This is a genomic window from Accumulibacter sp., from assembly GCF_036625195.1.
In the GTDB taxonomy this organism is placed as follows: domain Bacteria; phylum Pseudomonadota; class Gammaproteobacteria; order Burkholderiales; family Rhodocyclaceae; genus Accumulibacter.
Map to the genome: position 1 here is coordinate 2,919,006 of NZ_JAZKUG010000001.1, position 19,990 is coordinate 2,938,995.

Here is a 19,990-nt window from a genome sequence, read left to right on the forward strand (position 1 = left end):
CGCTGACGGTTGGCGGCCGACTGGCTCGGGCGTGTGGTTTTCAGGTCGAACCTGGCGGGTTGTCCCCGGCCTGGTCGCTCTCGTCGCTCTCGTCGCGCAGCGTCCGATTGAGGCTTTCGAGATCCTTTCGGTTCTGCCGCAGAAAGAAAACCAGGCCCCACAGCAGTCCGGCAGCGACACTGATGCCGAGGGCGACGGCACCCCAGTCGATGGTTTCCAGGTCCATGCGCATTGCCTCGCGGGTGGTTGAGTGGCAGTCATGCTACCCGTGACCGTGCCGCAAAGGAAGTGCTGAAAGCCCAGGCCGGCGGCGCCGCGTCATCGATTGTCTCGCCCGCGCTGGCATGCGGCGAGAAAATCAATTATTCTCGAACCTCAACAACGCAAACCCCATCAGGATGGAGCTTCAAGGATGACAAACAAAGGGCAACTCCTACAAGACCCGTTTCTCAACACGCTGCGGCGCGAGCGCGTACCGGTTTCGATTTACCTCGTAAACGGCATCAAATTGCAGGGACAGATCGATTCCTTCGATCAGTATGTCGTCCTGCTCAAGAACTCGGTCACCCAGATGGTGTACAAGCACGCCATCTCGACGGTCGTGCCGTCGCGGCCGATCACCCTGCAGCACGAGACCGACGAGGGGTGAGCGGTCTGTCGTCGTGCTGGCACGCAGCCATCCGGCTGCGCGTCGCCGTGCGCGTGCGACCGGACGGGGAATGCCTGGCAGTGCCCGCCTGTTGACGTCGGCGCACCACAATGGCGGGAGCTGAACGCCGGTCCGGCGTCGAGCGCGCGATCATCGTTCAGCTCGACTTCGGCGGCGATGATCTCGCCGAGCAGATCGAAGAAGTCTGTCTGCTGGCGAGGTCGGCAGGTGCCGAAGTGTGCGCGGTCGTGCAGGGTCGCCGACATGCTCCCGATGCGGCGACCTATGCCGGCAAGGGCAAGGTCGAGGCGATCGCAGCCGAGCTGGCGGCGCATGCGGCCGAACTGGTGATCTTCAACCATGAACTGAGTGCTGCCCAGGAGCGCAACCTGGAGCGGGCGTTGCAGTGCCGCGTCATCGACCGGACCAGCCTCATTCTCGACATCTTCGCGCAGCGGGCGAAGAGTTCCGAGGGCAAGCTGCAAGTCGAACTGGCGCAGCTCGAGCATCTGGCAACCCGTCTGGTGCGTGGCTGGACCCACCTCGAGCGGCAGACGGGCGGCATCGGCCTGCGCGGCCCGGGTGAGACGCAGCTCGAGACCGACCGCCGCCTGCTCGGCATCCGCGTGCGCACGCTCAAGGGACGCCTGGCCCGCCTCGAGCGCCAACGCGGGGTGCAGCGCAAGGCGCGGGCACGCGGCGAACTGCTGAATGTCTCGCTCGTCGGCTATACCAACGCCGGCAAGTCGACCCTGTTCAATGCGTTGACGCATGCCGGCGTCTATGCCGCAGACCAGTTGTTCGCCACGCTCGACACGACGACACGCAAGCTCTGGTTGCCTGAGGCAGGGCACATCGTTCTTTCGGATACCGTCGGTTTCATCCGCAAGCTGCCGCATTCGCTGGTTGCGGCCTTCCATGCGACACTCGAGGCAACGGCGGAGGCGGACCTGTTGTTGCACGTCGTCGACTCGGCGAGTCCGGCGCGCGACGACCAGGTGGCGGACGTCAACCAGGTGCTGGTCGAGATCGGGGCGGCTGGCGTGCCGCAACTGATGGTGCTCAACAAGCTTGATCTCACCGGCCTGCCGCCTTCGGTCGAGCGGGACGAGTATGGTAGAATCCGGCGCGTTCGCGTCAGCGCCATCGGCGGTCAGGGGCTGCCCCTGCTGCGCGCAGCGCTGGCCGAGATCGCTCTGTTGAAGACGGGCGGGACCAGCCGGGGCGCTTCTGGTGCGGCGGTCCTGCAGGCTGTGGATAAGCATCTTGATTCGGATGGTTCCCCATGATTTCTAGCCTTGGCGTGTTGATGTCGCTGAATGACCCGCAGTGGGGCAACCGCGGCGGTGATGATGGCGGCGGCCGTCGCCCCAACCAAGGGCCACCGGACCTCGAGCAGTTGTGGCGCGACCTCAATCGCCGCCTGTCGGGGATATTCGACGGCAAGCGCGGCGGTGGTGGCGATCGCGGCGGTGATCGGGGTGGCGATCGGCCGCCGGTACAATTCAACCCGCGTTTTCTCGGTGGTGGCATCGGTCTGCTGCTGGCGCTCGTCGTCGTCGTCTGGCTGGCGAGTGGTTTCTACATCGTGGACGCCTCGCAGCGCGGGCTGGTGCTGCAGTTCGGTCGCTACAAGGAGAGTACCGACCCCGGCCTGCGTTGGCGGCTGCCGTATCCGATCCAGTCGCATGAACTGGTCAACGTTTCCGGCGTGCGCACGGTCGAGATCGGCTACCGTGGCAGTGAGAAGAACAAGGTGCTCAAGGAAGCACTGATGCTCACCGACGACGAGAACATCATCAACATCCAGTTTGCGGTTCAGTGGTTCCTCAACGATCCGGTCGACTACGTCTTCAACAATCGCAATCCCGACGACTCCGTCATGCAGGTGGCGGAAACGGCCATCCGCGAGATCGTCGGCAAGAACCGGATGGATTTCGTGCTCTACGAGGGGCGCGAGCAGATTGCCGCGGTGGCGGCGAAGCTGATGCAGGAGATCCTCGATCGTTACCAGACCGGCATCCTGATTTCCAAGGTGACGATGCAGAACGCACAGCCGCCGGAACAGGTGCAAGCGGCGTTCGACGATGCGGTCAAGGCGTCGCAGGACCGCGAGCGGCAGAAGAACGAGGGCCAGGCCTACGCCAACGACGTGATTCCGAAGGCTCGCGGCACGGCAGCGAGGCTGCTCGAGGAAGCGGAGGGTTACCAGAAGCGCGTCACCCTCAGCGCCGAGGGTGATGCCAGCCGCTTCCGGCAGATCGTCAGCGAGTATGCCAAGGCACCGGAGGTGACACGCAGCCGGATGTATCTCGAAACCATGCAGCAGGTCTATTCGAACACCAGCAAGGTGTTGGTGGATGCCAAGGGGCAGGGCAATCTGCTCTACCTGCCGCTCGACAAACTGATGCAGGCGGCCGGAGCAGTGGCGGCGGCGCCTGCCGGCGGCGCTCCGGAAGCGCCGCAGCCATCGCGGCCGTCGCCTGCGGTGTCCAACGAAGTGCCGCCGCAGGTCGTCGAGAAGGGCGATACGCGTTCGCGCGAGACGCTGCGTCAGCGTGATCGGGAGGCCCGCTGATGAAAGGCGGAATGAACTTCATCGTCGGCACGTTCGTTGCGGTCCTCGTCCTGCTCGGTGCGACCATCTTCACGGTCGACCAGCGGCAAAGCGCGATCGTCTTCCAGCTCGGCGAGATTCGCGAAGTGATCGAGGAGCCCGGACTGTACTTCAAGTGGCCACTGATCCAGAACGTGCGCTACTTCGACCGTCGCATCCTGACGCTCGACAATCCCGAGCCGGAGCGTTTCATCACTTCGGAAAAGAAGAACGTCCTGGTCGACTCCTTCACGAAGTGGCGCATCGTCGATCCCAAGCTCTACTACATCTCGGTGGCCGGCGACGAGGGGCGTGCCAAGACGCGCTTGTCACAGACCGTCAATGCCGGCCTGCGCGAGGAGTTCGGCAAGCGGACCGTGCATGATGTCGTTTCGGGTGAGCGCAACAAGATCATGGAGCAGATGCGCGAGAAGGCCGACCTCGACGCACGCAAGATCGGCGTCCAGATCGTCGACGTGCGCGTCAAGCGGGTCGAACTGCCGAGCGACGTCAGCGATTCGGTCTACCGCCGGATGGACGCCGAGCGCAAGCGGGTGGCCAACGAACTGCGTTCACAGGGCTTTGCCGAAGCGGAGAAGATTCGTGCCGACGCCGACAAGCAGCGCGAGGTGATCGTTGCCGAAGCCTATCGCGATGCGCAGAAGATGAAGGGTGAGGGCGATGCCCGAGCGACCGCGATCTACGCCCAGGCCTTCGAGAACCATCCCGACTTCTACGCTTTCTATCGCAGTCTCGAAGCCTACCGCAACAGCTTCAAGGGCAAGAACGACGTGATCGTCGTCGAGCCGAATTCGGATTTCTTCAAGTACATGAAGAGCATGGGCCGCGGCGGCGACAAAGCCGGCAAATGATCGACAACCTGCTGCTGGCGCTGGCCCTGATGCTGGTGGTCGAGGGACTGCTACCCTTCGTCGCCCCATCCACCTGGCGCGAGACCTTCCGTCGCCTCATCCGCTTCAGCGATGGGCAGATCCGTTTCGTCGGGCTGACCTCGATGCTCGTCGGGCTGGTGCTGTTGATGATCTTCCGATGAACTGGCTGCTGCCCGAGCACATCGCCGACGCCCTGCCGGCCGAGGCCGCGCGCATCGAGACCATGCGCCGCCGGCTGCTCGACCTGTTTCGCGTGCATGGCTACGAACTGGTCCTGCCGCCGTTGCTCGAGCATCTCGAGTCGCTGCTCACCGGCTCCGGCCAGGATCTGCGGTTGCGCACCTTCAAGCTCGTCGATCAGCTCTCCGGCCGCACCCTCGGCGTGCGGGCCGACATGACGCCGCAGGTGGCGCGGATCGACGCCCATCTGCTCAACCGGCAGGGTGTCACCCGCCTGTGCTATTGCGACAGCGTGCTGCACACGCTGCCCGCGGCGCTCGGTGCCAGCCGCGAGCCGATACAGCTCGGGGCCGAGCTCTACGGTCACGCCGGCGTCGCTGCCGACCGTGAGGTCATTCGGCTGATGGCCGCCACGCTGGCCGCGGCCGAGGTCAGCGCGGCGCGCATCGACCTTGGCCATGTCGCCGTCTTTCGCGCCCTGGCCGCAGCCGCCTGTGTCGACGGCGAACTCGAAGCGACCCTGCTGCTGTTGCTGCAGGGCAAGGATCTGCCCGGTCTGGCCGACACCTGCCGCCGTCTCGACGAGCCCTGGCGCAGCGCACTGCTCGTGCTGCCGGAACTCTACGGCGACGTCGACATCCTGGCTCGCGCGAGGCGGGAACTGCCCCCCTTGCCGGGGATCGTCGCCGCGTTGGCGACGCTGCAGGAATTGCAGGTCTCGCTCCCCGATCTGCCACTTTCCTTCGATCTCGCCGACCTGCGAGGGTACCACTATCACAATGGTGTCGTCTTCGCCGCCTATTGCCCGGGCTACTCGACGGCGATCGCCCGTGGCGGCCGTTACGACGGCGTCGGCAGTGTCTTTGGCCGAGCGCGGCCGGCGACCGGTTTCTCGCTCGACCTGCGCGAGCTGGCCCGGCTGCGGGCAAGCTCGCCTCAGCCGGGCGCGATCCTCGCCCCGTGCGCGGCGGCAGGCAGCACCCTGGCGCAGGCGATCGCCGCGCTGCGCGCAGAGGGTGCAGTGGTTGTCGAATTGCTGCCGGGCGAGAACGGCAGCGAGGGACCAGCGTGCGACCGGCGGCTGGTGGAGCATGACGGGCAGTGGTTGCTCGCGAACATCGATGGGGACGGATCAGTCTGATGGCCAGGAACGTGGTGGTGGTGGGAACGCAATGGGGCGACGAGGGAAAGGGCAAGATCGTCGACTGGCTCACCGATCATGCGGGCGGCGTCGTCCGTTTTCAGGGCGGCCACAACGCCGGCCACACGCTGGTCGTCGGCGAACAGGTCTACAAGCTCAACCTGGTGCCGTCGGGGATCGTCCGCCAAGGCGTCGAGTGTTTCATTGGCAACGGCGTCGTGCTCGACATCCATCACCTGCTGAGCGAGATTGGCCTGCTCGAGGCTGGCGGCATCGACGTCCGCTCGCGCCTGCGGATCAGCCCCGGCTGCCCGCTAATCCTCGGCTATCACGCGGCGCTCGACAACGCGCGCGAAGCCGCCCGCTGCGCCGACCTGCGAATCGGTACCACTGGCAAGGGGATCGGTCCGGCGTACGAAGACAAGGTCGCGCGGCGTGCACTGCGCGTCTATGACCTCTTCTTCCCGGACCGTCTGGCGGACAAGCTGCGGGAGAACCTCGACTATCACAACTTCGTGCTGACCCGCTATCTGAACGCTGCCGCTGTCGATTGCGACAGCGTCCTGGCGCGGGTTCTGGCCGACGCCGAAGAGATCAAGCCGCTCGTCAGAGACGTCTCGGCGGCTCTGCACGCACTCAACCAGGCGGGCAAGAACCTCCTGTTCGAGGGCGCGCAGGGAGCGCTGCTCGACATCGACCACGGTACCTACCCCTTCGTCACCTCGTCCAACTGCGTTGCCGGGCAGGCGGCGGCCGGCTCCGGAATCGGGCCCGGGATGCTGCATTACGTTCTCGGCATCACCAAGGCCTACTGCACGCGTGTCGGCAGCGGCCCCTTCCCGAGCGAGCTCGACATCGAAAGCGTGGGACAGCCCGGTCACCAGATGTCGCAGAGAGGCCGCGAGGTCGGTACCGTCACCGGACGCAAACGGCGCTGCGGCTGGATCGACCTGGCCGCGCTGCGGCGCTCGATCCAGATCAACGGTGTCAGCGGCCTGTGCATCACCAAGCTCGATGTCCTCGACGGCCTCGACGAACTGCGCATCTGCACCGCCTATGCCCTCGGCGGCAAGCGCGTCGAGCTGTTGCCGATGGGCGCCGACGAAGTCGCCAACTGCCAGCCGATCCTCGAGAGCATGCCCGGCTGGTCGGCGTCGACGGTCGGCGCAGCGACGATCGATGCCCTGCCGACGACGGCACGGGCCTATCTCGAGCGGATCGAGGAGCTCTGCGGCGTGCCGATCGACATCGTCTCGACCGGTCCCGAGCGTCGTGAAACCATCGTCCGCCGCCACCCGCTGGCCTGATCGCAGCGGTTCGAGCGCCGCTTCTGCCAAGCCGCGAAGCCGTCGCCGTCCCTCGTCGATGGAAGCGGATTGCCATGAAACCTGAAATTCGAACCGACGTTGCCATCATCGGTGCCGGTAGCGCCGGCCTGTACGCGATGCGCGAAGTCCGCCAGGCGGGCCGCTCCTTCGTGCTGATCGATCACGGCCCGCTCGGCACCACCTGTGCCCGGGTCGGTTGCATGCCGTCGAAGGTGGCACTGCATGCCGGCCGCCTGTGGGCTGCGCGCAAGGAGATTGCAGGAGTCGATGGCCTCGATGCGCTCAGTCTCGATACGGCCCGACTGTGGGCTGCACTGCGTGAGCAGCGTGACCAGTTCGCCAGCCGGCCGGAAAAGGCGGCGCGTTCGATGGCCGGAGACTTTCTGCTCGAGGGCCCGGCGCGTTTTCGCGAAGCGGGCGTGCTCGAAGTAAGTCTTGGGGAGAATGTCCAGATCGTCCGCGCCGGGGCTGTGGTCATCGCCACCGGTTCGCGTCCGGTTGTGCCGGCTTGGCTGGCGACAGTGGCTGAACGAACGCTGACGACCGAGCAGCTCTTCGAGTTGCCGGTCTTGCCCAAGCGCGTTGGCGTGCTCGGCCTCGGGGCGATCGGGCTGGAAATGGGACTGGCGTTGTCACGCCTTGGCGTCGAAGTGATTGGCGCCGATGTGGCGAATACGGTGGCCGGCATCGTCGACCCAGTGATCGGCGAGCGAGCAGTTGGCCGCTTCATGCGCGAAATCACCATCTGGCTGGGCCGCGAAGTGTCGGTGTCGACCAGCGGGGACGAGGTGCTGATGTGCTCCGGTGAGCGCGTGGCCCGCGTCGATCTGTTGCTTGCCGCGCTCGGACGGAGGCCGAATGTCGACGGCCTGAACCTCGCGGCGGCAGGCATCGAGGTCGACGGACGCGGCTTGCCGAAGTTCGATCCGGCGACGATGCAGATCGGCGCCTTGCCCGTGTTCATCGCCGGTGACGCCACTGGCGACCGGCCGCTGATGCACGAGGCAGCCGACGAGGGCGCGATCGCCGGTTACAACGCGGCGCGCAGCGACATCACCAGGTTCCGGCGCAAGGTGCCGCTCGGCATGGCTTTCTCGGATCCGGATGTGGCCGCCGTCGGTGCACGACTCGACCAGTTGGACGCGCAATCCATCGTTATCGGCAGCGCGGGCGGGGACAGCAACGGGCGCGCCAGAATCCTCGGAGGGGAAGACAGCCTGCTGCGCGTCTATGCTGATGCGCGTGACGGCAAGCTGCTCGGCGCTGCCATGGTGGCGACCGGCGGCGAACACATTGCCCATCTGCTGGCCTGGGCCATCCAGCGCGGCGAGACGGCGCAAAGTCTGTTGCAGTTGCCGTTCTATCATCCGGTCGTCGAGGAACTGCTGCAGACTGCGCTGAAGGAGATCGCCGAGATGTTTTCCGACGGCCTGCCGGTTGGCTTGGTGCGGACCTAGTCGGTCGTTTCGCGGTCCCGCCGTGGCCCGCCGGCGGTCGGGCCACGGCGAAGAAGCGTCGATCGAATCCGGTGGTCCCGCGGATGCCGCACGCGGGTTGAACGGTGAAGCCCCGGCCATCGCTGCTGGTGCCCGCCGGCATTGGCGCCGAATCAAAAACAATCGTCGCACCGGGACTTGGCCGCACACGCTTGTGCTGGACTTCGGACGCCTCGAGGCCTGTGGTGCAGAAGCAGCACAAGCGACTCTTCGAGATCGCCTTGCTGCACGCGGGGCCTGCGCGCTGGCCGCGGGCCATTCGGTCGGAATGGATGTCGGGATCAGGTTGCCCAGGCACGGATGTCCTTTTCAGTCACGCCGTGGCGGCCATTCCCGGGATCTGTGGACCAGCGACAAGACCCATATCGTTTCCCGCTCGAGCTCGCAGACCAGGCGAGGGCTCTGGGTGCAATCGGAAGTGCGACTGTGGATCAGGCGGCCTGTTGACGTGTGGACTGCCAATAGCGGTCCCACTCCTGGTTGGCGCGGCAGACACGCAGCGCCAGCATGTGCTTGGCGTTTTTCAGTTTCCACCAAGCGCCGGCCCGCTTGAGACGGTCCTGGATGAGGTAACGGTGTGCGCTTTCGATTTCGCCGGACCCTATTGGCAGCCCGGCCACGAGCGCGTCTTGATAGTTGAACTGCCCCGGGCGATTGGTGAGATAGCGATGCGCCGCGCGCACCGGGGCGTTGGCATCGGGAACGGTGTCGTCCTCGACGAATCGCTGCAGTTCCTCGACGACGTCCTGGAGGCGGTTCTGTTTCAGCCGATCCTTCTGCGTTTCCAGCCAAGCCCTCGCCGCCGTGCCGGCGATCGTGTCCCCTGCGGCCGTCAGGTAGTCACAGACATGGTAGAAATCGACGAGAAAGTGGCCTTGCAGTCCGAATTGCTCACTCACCTGATCCGCAATCCATGCGGCGCCGTCGCTGACCGCATGGACCTTGGTCTTACGCCCCAGTCCGGCCTGAACCGCCGTGCGCAACAGCGTCTCTCCGACCTGGTCGGGCGGGCCCACGGTGGCGCCGAACACCGGGGTGACGGAGCCCGGCGCATGGACCAGACTCAAACGCGCTTCCCTCCAGCCCACCCGGCGGGTCTTGCGGCGGTCCACTTTCGCGCTCTGGTCGTCCGATTCGGCCGTCTCCACGACGGGAATCATGCTCCCATCGATCTCGCCGATCAACTGCTCTACGCCGTCTCGTGCCGGGATTTTTGCCGCCGCTTTCGGGCGCTCGTCGATCGTCGCGGCATGCCGCAAGACGATCGGCCAGCACGTACTGGCGGACACCTCGATACCGTAGTGCTCTTTCAGCTTCTGCGGAATGCGCGCCGCGGGCGCGTCCGCCCCGAAATCAACGATCGCTCGCTGCAGCGGCTCCGAGCAGCCCCGGCAGACCACCTCCGCCGAACGCGTGAATGGCCGGATCTCCGGCCCGCGCGTCCCTTGCCGGAAGACCTGTGTCAATGGTGGTCAAGAAGCGCCGATAACTGGCTGCGAGCGGTCGAGGATGTGACCGGGGAGGGATGGTCCATGGTCGAGACGGATTGGGGTTTCGGGGCGGCTGGGCGACCGATGGTGCGGCAGGAGGGCGCGTCGGAAGGAGCCCGAAGGGCGACTGGAGACGCGCCCTCCTGCCGCGCGGCGGCCATCGGGGAAACCTGCCGCGGATGCGGCCAAGGGTTGCAGGCGGGGATGATAAGCCCGCTCGCGATGCGGTAAAAAGGACCCGCCAAGGAGAACGGGCACGACACCGGCCAAACCCGCAAAGTCCACGCCGATGTCGTGCCCCACACCGTGCTGGGCACGGGTGCAGGGAGAGTATTTCACGAGCGGCGTCTTCCTGTCGATAGCTCATTGGCGTGACGGGAACCGCCAATGGAAGCCACCGGCCGACTCTTCCTGTGCCATTGCTGCCGCACCCAGGTCGTCGTCTGCAGCCGCTGCGACCGGGGCCAGATCTACTGTGCTGCTGGCTGCGCCGAGGCGGCCCGCCGCGCTTCCCTCCAGGCAGCCGGCCGCCGTTACCAGAAGAGCCGGAATGGCCGCCTCAAGCATGCCGAAAGAAACCGCCGTTACCGGCTGCGTCAGCAGAATGTGACGCATCAGGGTTCTATGCCACCGGCACCAGATGATTTACTGCCGGCGAACTCGGCAGTGGGCCCGGAACCGGCGGCAGTCGGTTCGACCGCCCCTTCCCGGACGGTGCGCTGCCATTTCTGCGGGATGCGCTGTTCGGGCTGGCTCAGGCAGGGCTTCCTGGGCAGCTGCCGGGTTCCATCCGCTATCTCACCTGATCGAAGAGGAACCCGAGTTGAGCATTTCCACTGATACGCAAGCGCAGATTCTGCGCTACTACCATGCCGAGCGCTGGCGCATCGGCACCATCGCCAGCCAGCTGGGCGTCCATCATGGCACCGTCCGGCGTGTCCTGACGCAGGCGGGTCTGCCACGCACCGGCATCGCGCCGCGGCCTTCCCGCATCGACCCCTACCTGCCCTTGATCCACGCGACCCTGGCGCAGTTTCCGACCCTGACGGCCAGGCGGCTGTACGTCATGGTCAAGGAACGCGGCTACTCCGGCGGTCCCGATCACTTTCGTCATCTGGTCGCCTTGCATCGTCCGCGACCGAAGGCGGAAGCCTACCTGCGGCTCTCGACGCTGCCCGGCGAACAGGCACAGGTCGATTGGGGGCACTTCGGCCACCTGGAAATCGGCCGCGCTCGCCGGGCACTGCTGGCTTTCGTGATGGTGCTGGCGTGGTCGCGCATGATCTATCTGCGCTTCTTTCTCGATGCGCGCATGGAGAACTTCCTGCGCGGCCATGTCGGAGCGTTTGACGCCTGGAGGGGTCTGCCGAGAGTGCTGCTGTACGACAACCTCAAGAGCGCCGTCCTCGAGCGACAAGGGCAGGCGATCCGTTTCAATCCCACCCTACTGCAGTTCGCCGGTCATTATCGCTACGAGCCTCGCCCGGTGGCGATCGCGCGGGGCAATGAGAAGGGGCGCGTGGAAAGGGCCATTCGCTATGTTCGCGAAGCCTTCTTCGCCGGTCGCAGCTTCCTGGATCTGGCGGACCTCAATGCACGGGCGGAAGCTTGGTGTTCGGGAGAGGCGGCGGACCGGCGTTGCCCCGAGGACCCTTCGCTGAGCGTGCGCGAAGCCTTCGCGCTGGAAGCCGCCCATCTGCTGGCGCTGCCGGAGCATGCGTATCCGACCGATGAGCAGGTGGCGGTGAAGGTCGGCAAGACGCCCTATGTGCGCTTCGACCTGAATGACTATTCGGTGCCGCCGGAGCAGGTGCAGCAGACGCTGACGGTGGTCGCCGACCCGCTGCGAGTGCGCATCGTCGATGGGCCGACGCTACTGGCGACGCACCGGCGCAGTTATGACCGGGGGCAGTGCATCGAGGATCCCGCCCATATCGCGACGCTGGTCGAACAGAAGCACCAAGCGAGTCTGCACCGGGGGACCGACCGGCTGACGCGGGCGGTACCGGAAAGCCGGGAGTTGCTCGTCCAGGCGGCCGGCCGGGGGGCGAATCTGGGAACGATCACGGCGGCGCTGTTGCGTCTGCTCGATCGCTACGGTGCAAGCGAGTTGCGGGCGGGCATCGAGGAGGCCTTGGCCCGTCAGGTGCCGCACCTGAATGCGGTGCGCCTGGCGCTGGAGCGCCGGCGCGAAGCGACCGACCGGCCGCCACCGGTCGAGATCCCCTTGCCCGAGCACCTGCAGCGCCGCGATACGCCGGTCCGGCCGCATCGGCTGGAACCCTACGACCGGCTGACGGGGGCGACCGATGATCCCGAGTGAGGCCTTGCGCAAACGGGCGGAAGCCTTGCATCTGCACGGCTTGCTGGCGCATTGGTCGGAGCTGGCCGAGTGCGCTTGGGTCGAGCCCTTGCTGACTTGGGAGGAGACCGAACGGGCCCGGCGCAGTCTGGAGCGCCGTCTCGCCGAGGCGCACATCGGTCGCTTCAAGCCGCTCGCGGATTTCGATTGGGACTGGCCGGAGCAGTGCGATCGGACAGCGATCAGCGAGTTGATGAGCCTGGAGTTCCTGAAGAGCGCGAGCAATGCCATTCTGGTCGGGGCGAGTGGGCTGGGCAAGTCGACGATCGCCCGTAACATCGCACACCGGGCCGTCCTGTCCGGGCATACGGTGCTGTTCACCACCGCCGGTCAGCTCCTCGGCGACCTGGCAGCGATCGACAGCGATTCGGCTCTGCGCCGGCGACTGCGTCATTATGCGGCGCCGGCGCTGCTGGTGATCGACGAGGTCGGCTATCTGTCGTATTCGAACCGCCACGCCGATCTGCTCTTCGAGCTGGTCAACCGGCGCCACGAGTGCCGCAGCACGCTGATCACGACCAACCGTTCGTTCTCCGAGTGGTCGGAGGTCTTCCCCAATGCGGCCTGTACCGTCGCCCTGATCGATCGTCTCGTTCATCACGCCGAGATCGTCGCCATCAAGGGGGAATCCTATCGGCGCAAGGAGGCGCAGGAACGGACGGAGCAGCGCACCCAGAAACGTCGATCCACCGTCGGGGCTGCCGCATGAAGCCTTATCACCTGCCTTCCGGACTGGGCGCTGGGCTCGATTTCCTGATCTGTGCCGACTGGACCCCGGAGCAGGCGCTGGCCGTCGTCGAACTGCTCGAAGATCTGCGTGACCGCATCTGGGCCCACTACGACCTCGCGCTCCTCGATCTGCTGCGAGATGAACGCACCGGTCCGGGCGAAACACTTCCCGGTAACCACAGCACAGCCGACGACTGGCCTGACGAACCCCCATTCTGAACATCGCCGGTCGCTCAGACTTCAAGGGGCCTCAGCGGCCCCTTTTTATGTCGACCTCAACAGTCAACCATTCTTCGCCATCTTTGCGCGCCAGATATCCGCGGTTCTTCGCAGCCACTAACAGACCTGCTCCGCTACTTCGATCTGTCCGTACCGGGTCTGCCAATAGACGTTTTTTTTCCTTCCGCTGCACGCCCGGTTGTCGCGCCACCTCTTCTTCCTTCCGCTGCGCTTGCCGTCGCGCCCAGCCGTGCAACGCTTCGTTGCCCAACTGCCGCAATTCCTCCGTCACCCGCCGCTCCGCCTCCGCCGCCTTCTCAACATCGCCGGCCGCATTCTCGACCACCGCCAGCAACGACTCGATCTTGGCTTGGAGCTCGGGATGATCTCTAAACCGCTCTTCCAAACCCCGACTCGGCTTGAGTCGCCCCTCCATTTCCGACCACCTTTCTGTCATGGGTCTCGCTCCAAGGTGAAGTAACCCACCACTATTTACCCCACCTCCGCCCAATTGTCTAGTGCCGAATGCCACCGCCAACCACCTCGCCCCGGCGTCAGTCGCACTTCCGATTGCACCCGAGGGCTCTCATGCGCGATCAGTTCGCAGGTGCCCGGTGCTTTCCCCGGCCGACCCAGCATCGGGCATCCAGCCGGCCTGACGAGCGCTTCGCTGAGAGGCTCATCCATCCTGGCTGCCGCCCGGGGGTTGTCAGCCGCGATGTGTTCCCACACGCCGACACGAATCCGCTGGCCAGAGACCATCGGTTTCAGGCAGGAGGCCATCGATGGCATTATTGTCGTGCCACCCGTCTGAAACCGTCCGTACCGGAAACAGTCGATGCCGGTGAGTTCGGCGGGTTCGCGGCGGCGCGCGTGCGTACATCCCCTTGGGATCGCGCGCCTCGCAAACCGCCAGCGAGGTGGCGACATGCACCTCGCGAAAACGTGCTGCGCCGATGATCGCCGGCGCCGCGGCGCGATCCGCTCGCCAAGCCGAGATGAACGCAGTAATCACGATCGGCCCGGGCGGGATGTTCTGACGCGCCTTGCCCTGCTACCATTCGGCCATGGTCAACGCGCACGACACGGGCTACAAGCTCCTCTTTTCCAGTCCGGAACTGGTGCGCGACCTGATTCTCGGCTTCGTGCCGGACGAGTGGCTGCATGGGCTCGACTACGGCACGCTCGAGAGAGTACCCGGCAGCTACGTCACCGAAGACTTCAGCAACCGCGCGGACGACATCGTCTGGCGGGTCCGGGTTGGCGGCGAATGGGTCTACCTGTACCTGCTGATCGAGTTCCAGAGCGGCGTCAACCAGTACATGGCGCTGCGCATGATGGTCTATGTCGGGCTGCTCTATCAGGACCTGATCAGGCGGGGCGAAGTGCTCGCCGATGGGCGCCTGCCGCCACTCCTGCCGATCGTGCTGTACAACGGCAGCCGGCGGTGGTCGGCGGTGACCGATGTCCATGAACTGATCCCGCCGGTTCCCGGGCTGGTCGAGCAGTTCAAGCCGCGGCTGAAGTACCTGCTGATCGACGAGAATGCCTATGGCGAGCAGGAACTCGCGTCGCTGCGCAACCTCGTCGCAGCGGTATTCCGGATCGAACATCCGGCATCGCCGCAGGCGATCGGCGGCCTTCTGAGCCTGCTGGCCGAATGGCTGGCGGACCGGCCGGACCTGCGTCGGACGTTCGCCCTCTGGATCCGGGCGACGTTGATGCGCAGAGCGGAATACCGTATCGTCTTGCCTCGGGTCGATGATCTACAGGAGCTGAACGTCATGTTGGCCGAACGACTGGAAGAATGGGCGGATGCCTACAAGGCCGAGGGCAAGGCCGAGGGCAAGGCCGAGGGCAGGGCAGAGGGTGAGGCGCTGGCGCTGCAGAAGCTGTTGCGAAGACGCTTCGGTTCGATCCCCGCGGAGGTCCTGCAGGAGATCTCTCGCGCCTCCGTCGAGCAGATCGACAGCTGGCTCGATCAGGTTCTCGATGCCGGAAGTCTGGATGATCTCTTCGGGTCGACCAAGCCCTGAACGGGTTGCTGTCACCGAAACTCTACTGCCATCGTCGCTTCTTCGTAGCATGACTCGCGGACTTGGTTCGCGCATGCTGTCGTAGTCGCCGCCCGGCGAACGGGCGTCGCCGTAGCGACTCACCGGATGTCTGCCAAACCCTCACTCCCGCTGCTCCCGCACGAAGTCGTCTGGCACGACGGCCAGGTGTCGCGTGTCAGCGATCGGCACATTGGAGCCACTTGAGGATCGGCGTATAGGGTCCAGCGCATGATCGGCGTAATGGAGCCAGGCCATGATCGGCATATGGGATCCACACGATGATCGGCGTATTGGGGCCACGGGCCCTGAAGAAGTAAGCAACGGGCATTTCGGATTTCACCGATTCAACGCTACCCTCGGCGACTTTTTTCCGAGGGAAGTGATGAGTAAAAGGAAGATCGAAATGCACCACTATCGACAAGCCCTGCTGCGTATGCGGCAAGGCGACTCTGATCGCGACATTTCCCGAAGTGGCCTCATGGGGCGGCGGACAGCAGCCAGTCTACGAACCCTGGCCAGCGCACGCGGTTGGCTCGCCGGCGACTTGGCCGCCCCCGACGATGCGACGATTGCCGAAGGGCTGGCGCCCGCCAGGCGCGCGGCCACCACCGTTTCCAGTCTCGAAGCGCATCGAGAACGCATCGCGGCTTGGCTGGGTCAAGGCGTTTCCGGCGTCGTCATTCACACGGTGCTCAAGCGCGAACACGACTATACCGGCAGCTACTCGGCGGTACGCCGGATGCTCGGCACGTTGAAACGGGCGATCCCGCCACAGACCACCGTCCGCCTGAGCTTCGCCCCCGGCGAAGCGGCCCAGGTCGATTTCGGTGCCGGCCCGTTCCTGGAGCACCCGGCCGGTGGGCCACGCCGCACCTGGGCCTTCGTCATGACGCTTTGCTTCTCGCGGCACCAGTACGTCGAGTTTGTTTGGGACCAGACGGTGGCGACCTGGCTCGGCTGTCATCGTCGCGCCTTCGAATGGTTCGCCGCCGTTCCGGCACGACTCATCATCGACAACGCCAAGTGCGCCATCATCAAGGCGTGCATCCATGACCCGCAGGTTCAACGCTCGTATGCCGATTGCGCCGAGGGCTACGGCTTCAAGATCGATGCCTGCCCGCCACATGATCCGCAAAAAAAAGGCATCGTCGAGTCGGGGGTGAAATACCTCAAGGGCAACTTTCTGCCGCTCAAGACCTTCCTCGATCTGGCCGATCTCAATCGCCAAGCCAAAGCCTGGGTCATGGACGAAGCCGGCACCCGCCGGCATGGCACCACCGGCGAGGCGCCGATCGATCTCTTCGCGCTTGAGCGTGCGGTCCTTCTGCCGCTTCCCGACGTGGCGCCGGACCTCGGCGTCTGGTCGCAGGCGACCGTTCACCCCGACTGCCATATCCAGTTCGAGCGCGCCTACTATTCCGTCTCGTTCACCTTGGTCGGCAAGCGTCTCTGGTTCAAGGCCAGCGACGGCATGGTGACGATTTATCATGAGTTCAAGCCCGTCGCCGCGCATGCCCGAGCGTTCAAGGCCGGTGAGCGGCGGACCGTCAAGGATCATCTGCCGCCCGACGCCCGAGCCTTCTTTGCCCATGACCGAGCGTGGTGCGTGGAGCAGGCAGTACGGGTTGGGCCGGCCTGCGCCGCGTTGATCGAGCGTCTGCTCGCCGACCGCATCGTTGAACGACTGCGTGCGGCACAAGGCGTGCTGCATTTGCAGAAATCCTACCCCGCCACCCGCCTGGACGCCGCGTGCGCCCGGGCCCTGGCGCATGAGTCGCCCTTCTACCGCACGGTGAAGACGATTCTGGCCGGCGGTCATGACTTGCGGGCCGACACCTGGGCGGCAACCGCGCCCGAGCCCACTCCGCATTCGGGGCGCTTTGCCCGCAATGCCGCCAGTTTGTTTGCGGCATCGACCACGGTGCAGTGAGCGCCGCGCTGTTCTCCATGGCTGAATCCGGCACTCTGCCGTCTTCAGCCACGGCGAAGCGTATCTCCCGCGTCCGGGCGTCAAGGTTTCGCTGCGCCGGGCGTTGCCCGACCTTGACCCCCGGCCGCGGGAATTCCAGGCCCTCCGGCCTATGTCAACCTGAAGGACTGATCGTGAATCCCATCCCTGAACTTGCTCCCCATCTCAAGCAGTTGCGCCTCTCCGGCATCCTCGGTTCGCTCGAGGCGAGAAATCGCCAAGCCATTGAATCGAAATTGGCTTATACCGAATTCCTGTCCCTCTTGATCCACGATGAGGTCGCGCGTCGCGACCAGACGAAATTCGCCTTGCGGCTGCGCCGCGCCGCGTTCCGCTCCGGGAAGTCGCTCGAAGGTTTCGACTTCGCGCGCTTGCCAAATCTAAACCGGGCCTTGATCCATGATCTGGCCACCGGGCGCTATCTGCAGGAGAAGGCGCCCGTCCTCATCGTCGGACCGTGCGGCACGGGCAAGAGCCACCTGGCGCAAGCGCTCGGCCATTGCGCCGTGCGTCAGGGCGTCGACGTCCTGTTCACTACCCAGGCTCAGCTGTGTGCCACCCTGACGACGGCTCGCGCCGTCGGCACCGTCGAGCGCAAGATCGCCACGCTCTCACGGGTTCCACTTTTGATCGTCGACGACTTTGGACTCAAACCGCTCCGCGCCTCCGCCGACGAGGATTTCCATGACCTCATCGCAGAACGCTACGAGCGCGCGGCGACCATCGTCACCAGCAATCTTGATTTCTCCGAGTGGGATCAGGCCTTTCCCGCCAACCGCCTGCTCGCCTCCGCGACCCTCGATCGCCTGCGCCATAACGCCTATTGCCTGACCCTCGATGGTGAGTCGTACCGCTCACCAAAATTGGCGCCAACGGCACCAAAATCAGCACCGCAAAAACAGGTAAAATCCGCCACCCTTTAAGCCCCGAGTTAGCCCGTTTTTAACTCTTCAAACTGGCTCCATTACGCCGATCATCGGTGGCTCCATAACGGCGATCAATGACAGTCGCGTGCCCACCGCGAGCGCTTGCTCGGACAGCGGGCACTGACCATCTGGCTGACGGGCTTGAGCGCCGCAGGCAAGTCGACACTCGCCTTCGCTCTGGAGCGTGAGCTGCACGAGGGTGGTCGGGCTTGTTACGTACTCGACGGCGACAACGTTCGGCACGGCTTGAACAGCGACCTCAGATTCTCGCCGGCAGACCGTTGCGAGAACATTCGCCGGATTGCGGAAGTGGCGCGCCTGATGAACGACGCCGGGCTGATCGTGATCACCGCGTTCATCTCGCCTTGGCGAGCGGATCGCGCCGCGGCGCGGGCGATTATCGGCGAAGCACGTTTTCTCGAGGTGCACGTCGCCACCTCTCTGGCGGTTTGCGAGGCGCGCGATCCCAAGGGAATGTACGCGCGCGCGCGCCGCGGCGAACTCGCTGAATTCACCGGCATCTCGTCACCGTACGAGGCGCCGCTGGCCGCCGATCTGACCCTCGACATGGGGCAGCTTACGCTTGCGGAGGCGGTGGGGCAGCTCGTCGGACGCATTGGCCGGCATGCTCCGGCTGAAGAATAGGCCGTTCCCTACCCAGATGGTCCGTGCTCGGCCTTCAACTCGGCTTGGCGGAGGTTTCCGGGTTCATGCGTGCGAGATGTTGGTGGGCTCGCGAGATCATGCCGGCCGTAGTCGCGCGGCACGGGTTGTTTCCGGTACGCACGCTTTCAGGTGGGTGGCACGATGAAAATGCCATCGATGGTTTCCTGCTTGAAACCGATGATCGCCGGCCAGCGGATGCCGGGCAGCACCTCCACCGCGAAAACTTCATCGCAGCCCGCCTCGAAGGCCATGAACTCGACGGCCACGCCGCGGCGCAGGTCGACAATCCAGATGCCGCACTGCAGCGGCTCGCCGCTGGTCTCGATCGGCAGGCCGCCGAATTCTGCCTTTTCGCGGATCCGGGAGAGGCCGACGAAGGCGTAGCCCTCGTGCATCACCAGGCCTCGCGTGTAACCCGGCAGCCGGACGACGGTGTCGCGTTGCCCGGTCTTCGGGTCAACCACCTGCAGCTCGCCCTGGCCCGAGTCCAGCACCCACAGCCTGCCGGCATGCCAGCGTGGCGAGTGCGGCATCGCGAAGCCATCGGCGACGATTTCGTTCGTTGGCACGTCGATCAGCACGCCGCCGTCGGCCTTGCCGGGCTTCCAGCCCCGCGGCGTGTCGGTGCGCCCGAGGGCGGTGACGAAGCGTGGCTGACCATCAACCATGGCCAGCCCGTTGAGGTGGCAGCGGTCTTCGGCGGCGAGGGCGGAGACGAAGGACGGGCGCCAGCGGGGGATGAAGCTGTAGTCGGGGTGCAGCGTGCACAAGCACGAGAATCGGGTGTTGACCACCCACAGCTCGGTCGGTGGAGCATCCGGCGGAGTTTCGCCGACGCCGGCTTCCGGCGAGTATCCCCAGCTCATCTCGTGGCCCAGGATGTCGCCCGTGATGTGACATTGCCGCGGAGTGAAGCAGGCGTCGAAGGCGCCTGGCGGATCGAGCTGAGGAGCGATGTCGCGAGCATTGCGCAGGAACCAGACGGCGTTGCGGGTACCCAGCGCGAGCTTGTCGCCAGTCAGCGCCAGGCCCATCGGACGATCGAAGGTGCGCAGCAGGGTCGACACCCGGCCTGTGTGCGCGCGTACGGCCATGAGCTTGCCGGCCTGGTAGGTGGTCAGCAGCAGCGTGCCTCTGAGACGCTCAAGGGTGCCGGCGAAGCCCGGCGAGACGACGTACCGGAACGGGTTCGCCGGCCTGGCGTCAGCGGCTGACGGTTGCTCCGTCTCTTCCCCGGCAACGGTCGGATTGTTCATGTGATGATCCATGCGCGCACGTGGTCAACAAGT

General features: G+C 65.3%; 20 protein-coding genes and 1 pseudogene. 15 read left to right on the forward strand and 6 right to left on the reverse strand.

Annotated features, from left to right (window positions below; all coding sequences use genetic code 11):
* Positions 1–40 precede the first annotated feature (40 nt).
* Positions 41–226: a hypothetical protein gene (locus tag V5B60_RS13015; RefSeq protein WP_332347464.1), complete on the reverse strand. Its 186-nt coding sequence runs from the start codon at positions 224–226 to the stop codon at positions 41–43.
* Positions 227–412: 186 nt separating this feature from the next.
* Here V5B60_RS13015 and hfq point away from each other — a divergent pair, with 186 nt between their 5' ends.
* The 8 genes from hfq (at position 413) to V5B60_RS13055 (ending at position 8,244) form a co-directional block, all read left to right on the forward strand.
* On the forward strand, positions 413–649 hold the full coding sequence (hfq, locus tag V5B60_RS13020) for an RNA chaperone Hfq (RefSeq protein ID WP_332347465.1): 237 nt from the start codon (positions 413–415) through the stop codon (positions 647–649).
* A gap of 110 nt (positions 650–759) precedes the next feature.
* Positions 760–1,938 carry a GTPase HflX gene (gene hflX, locus V5B60_RS13025; protein WP_332347466.1) on the forward strand — a complete coding sequence of 393 codons (1,179 nt, stop codon included), beginning with the start codon at positions 760–762 and terminating at the stop codon, positions 1,936–1,938.
* Positions 1,939–1,958: 20 nt separating this feature from the next.
* Complete coding sequence (hflK, locus tag V5B60_RS13030; RefSeq protein ID WP_332350557.1) at positions 1,959–3,227, forward strand: FtsH protease activity modulator HflK; 1,269 nt, start codon at positions 1,959–1,961, stop codon at positions 3,225–3,227.
* 11 nt (positions 3,228–3,238) lie between these two features.
* The gene (gene hflC, locus V5B60_RS13035) at positions 3,239–4,117 is read left to right on the forward strand and encodes a protease modulator HflC (protein ID WP_434735376.1); all 879 of its coding nucleotides are present in this window, start codon (positions 3,239–3,241) and stop codon (positions 4,115–4,117) included.
* A complete protein-coding gene (locus V5B60_RS13040; RefSeq protein ID WP_034939233.1) occupies positions 4,114–4,299 on the forward strand; it encodes a DUF2065 domain-containing protein in 186 nt (61 codons plus the stop codon). The genes hflC and V5B60_RS13040 overlap by 4 nt, the downstream gene beginning before the upstream one ends.
* The gene (locus tag V5B60_RS13045) at positions 4,296–5,459 is read left to right on the forward strand and encodes an ATP phosphoribosyltransferase regulatory subunit (protein ID WP_332347467.1); all 1,164 of its coding nucleotides are present in this window, start codon (positions 4,296–4,298) and stop codon (positions 5,457–5,459) included. The genes V5B60_RS13040 and V5B60_RS13045 overlap by 4 nt, the downstream gene beginning before the upstream one ends.
* Positions 5,459–6,766 carry an adenylosuccinate synthase gene (locus V5B60_RS13050; RefSeq protein WP_332347468.1) on the forward strand — a complete coding sequence of 436 codons (1,308 nt, stop codon included), beginning with the start codon at positions 5,459–5,461 and terminating at the stop codon, positions 6,764–6,766. The genes V5B60_RS13045 and V5B60_RS13050 overlap by 1 nt, the downstream gene beginning before the upstream one ends.
* Positions 6,767–6,840: 74 nt before the next feature.
* Positions 6,841–8,244 (forward strand): dihydrolipoyl dehydrogenase, encoded by a 1,404-nt coding sequence (locus tag V5B60_RS13055; protein ID WP_332347469.1) that lies wholly within the window; start codon positions 6,841–6,843, stop codon positions 8,242–8,244.
* 470 nt (positions 8,245–8,714) lie between these two features.
* Here V5B60_RS13055 and V5B60_RS13060 read toward each other — a convergent pair whose 3' ends face one another.
* Both V5B60_RS13060 and V5B60_RS13065 read right to left on the reverse strand, forming a co-directional pair.
* Positions 8,715–9,749: an ISKra4 family transposase gene (locus V5B60_RS13060; protein WP_332347470.1), complete on the reverse strand. Its 1,035-nt coding sequence runs from the start codon at positions 9,747–9,749 to the stop codon at positions 8,715–8,717.
* Positions 9,750–10,136: 387 nt separating this feature from the next.
* A complete protein-coding gene (locus V5B60_RS13065; RefSeq protein ID WP_332347471.1) occupies positions 10,137–10,388 on the reverse strand; it encodes a hypothetical protein in 252 nt (83 codons plus the stop codon).
* Between the two features lie 208 nt (positions 10,389–10,596).
* On the opposite strand from V5B60_RS13065, the gene istA (V5B60_RS13070) reads away from it, so the two are divergent.
* The 3 genes from istA (V5B60_RS13070) to V5B60_RS13080 are packed head-to-tail and all read left to right on the forward strand — an operon-like array spanning position 10,597 to position 13,083.
* A complete protein-coding gene (istA, locus tag V5B60_RS13070; RefSeq protein ID WP_332346455.1) occupies positions 10,597–12,096 on the forward strand; it encodes an IS21 family transposase in 1,500 nt (499 codons plus the stop codon).
* A complete protein-coding gene (gene istB / locus V5B60_RS13075) occupies positions 12,083–12,844 on the forward strand; it encodes an IS21-like element helper ATPase IstB (RefSeq protein ID WP_332347472.1) in 762 nt (253 codons plus the stop codon). Before istA (V5B60_RS13070) ends, istB (V5B60_RS13075) begins: the two co-directional genes overlap by 14 nt.
* A complete protein-coding gene (locus V5B60_RS13080) occupies positions 12,841–13,083 on the forward strand; it encodes a hypothetical protein (protein WP_332346452.1) in 243 nt (80 codons plus the stop codon). The genes istB (V5B60_RS13075) and V5B60_RS13080 overlap by 4 nt, the downstream gene beginning before the upstream one ends.
* 31 nt (positions 13,084–13,114) lie before the next feature.
* Here the strand turns inward: V5B60_RS13080 and V5B60_RS13085 are convergent, their stop codons facing one another.
* Together V5B60_RS13085 and V5B60_RS13090 are read right to left on the reverse strand one after the other, a co-directional pair.
* Positions 13,115–13,540: a hypothetical protein gene (locus tag V5B60_RS13085; RefSeq protein ID WP_332347473.1), complete on the reverse strand. Its 426-nt coding sequence runs from the start codon at positions 13,538–13,540 to the stop codon at positions 13,115–13,117.
* A 252-nt stretch (positions 13,541–13,792) separates the two neighbouring features.
* Entirely contained in the window at positions 13,793–14,098 is a 306-nt protein-coding gene (locus tag V5B60_RS13090; protein WP_332347474.1) for an adenylyl-sulfate kinase, read from the reverse strand.
* Positions 14,099–14,150: 52 nt separating this feature from the next.
* Between V5B60_RS13090 and V5B60_RS13095 the strand changes: the two genes are divergently transcribed.
* The 4 genes and pseudogenes from V5B60_RS13095 to cysC all read left to right on the forward strand — a co-directional run.
* A complete protein-coding gene (locus V5B60_RS13095; RefSeq protein ID WP_332347475.1) occupies positions 14,151–15,119 on the forward strand; it encodes an Rpn family recombination-promoting nuclease/putative transposase in 969 nt (322 codons plus the stop codon).
* 424 nt (positions 15,120–15,543) lie between these two features.
* Positions 15,544–17,070 (forward strand): IS21 family transposase, encoded by a 1,527-nt coding sequence (gene istA, locus V5B60_RS13100; RefSeq protein ID WP_434735377.1) that lies wholly within the window; start codon positions 15,544–15,546, stop codon positions 17,068–17,070.
* A gap of 173 nt (positions 17,071–17,243) precedes the next feature.
* Complete coding sequence (gene istB, locus V5B60_RS13105; RefSeq protein WP_332347477.1) at positions 17,244–18,032, forward strand: IS21-like element helper ATPase IstB; 789 nt, start codon at positions 17,244–17,246, stop codon at positions 18,030–18,032.
* Between the two features lie 96 nt (positions 18,033–18,128).
* Positions 18,129–18,680 (forward strand): annotated as a pseudogene (gene cysC, locus V5B60_RS13110) (adenylyl-sulfate kinase); the annotation flags it as partial.
* Between the two features lie 146 nt (positions 18,681–18,826).
* Here the strand turns inward: cysC and V5B60_RS13115 are convergent.
* The gene (locus V5B60_RS13115; protein ID WP_332347478.1) at positions 18,827–19,957 is read right to left on the reverse strand and encodes a TIGR03032 family protein; all 1,131 of its coding nucleotides are present in this window, start codon (positions 19,955–19,957) and stop codon (positions 18,827–18,829) included.
* Between the last annotated feature and the right edge of the window lie 33 nt (positions 19,958–19,990).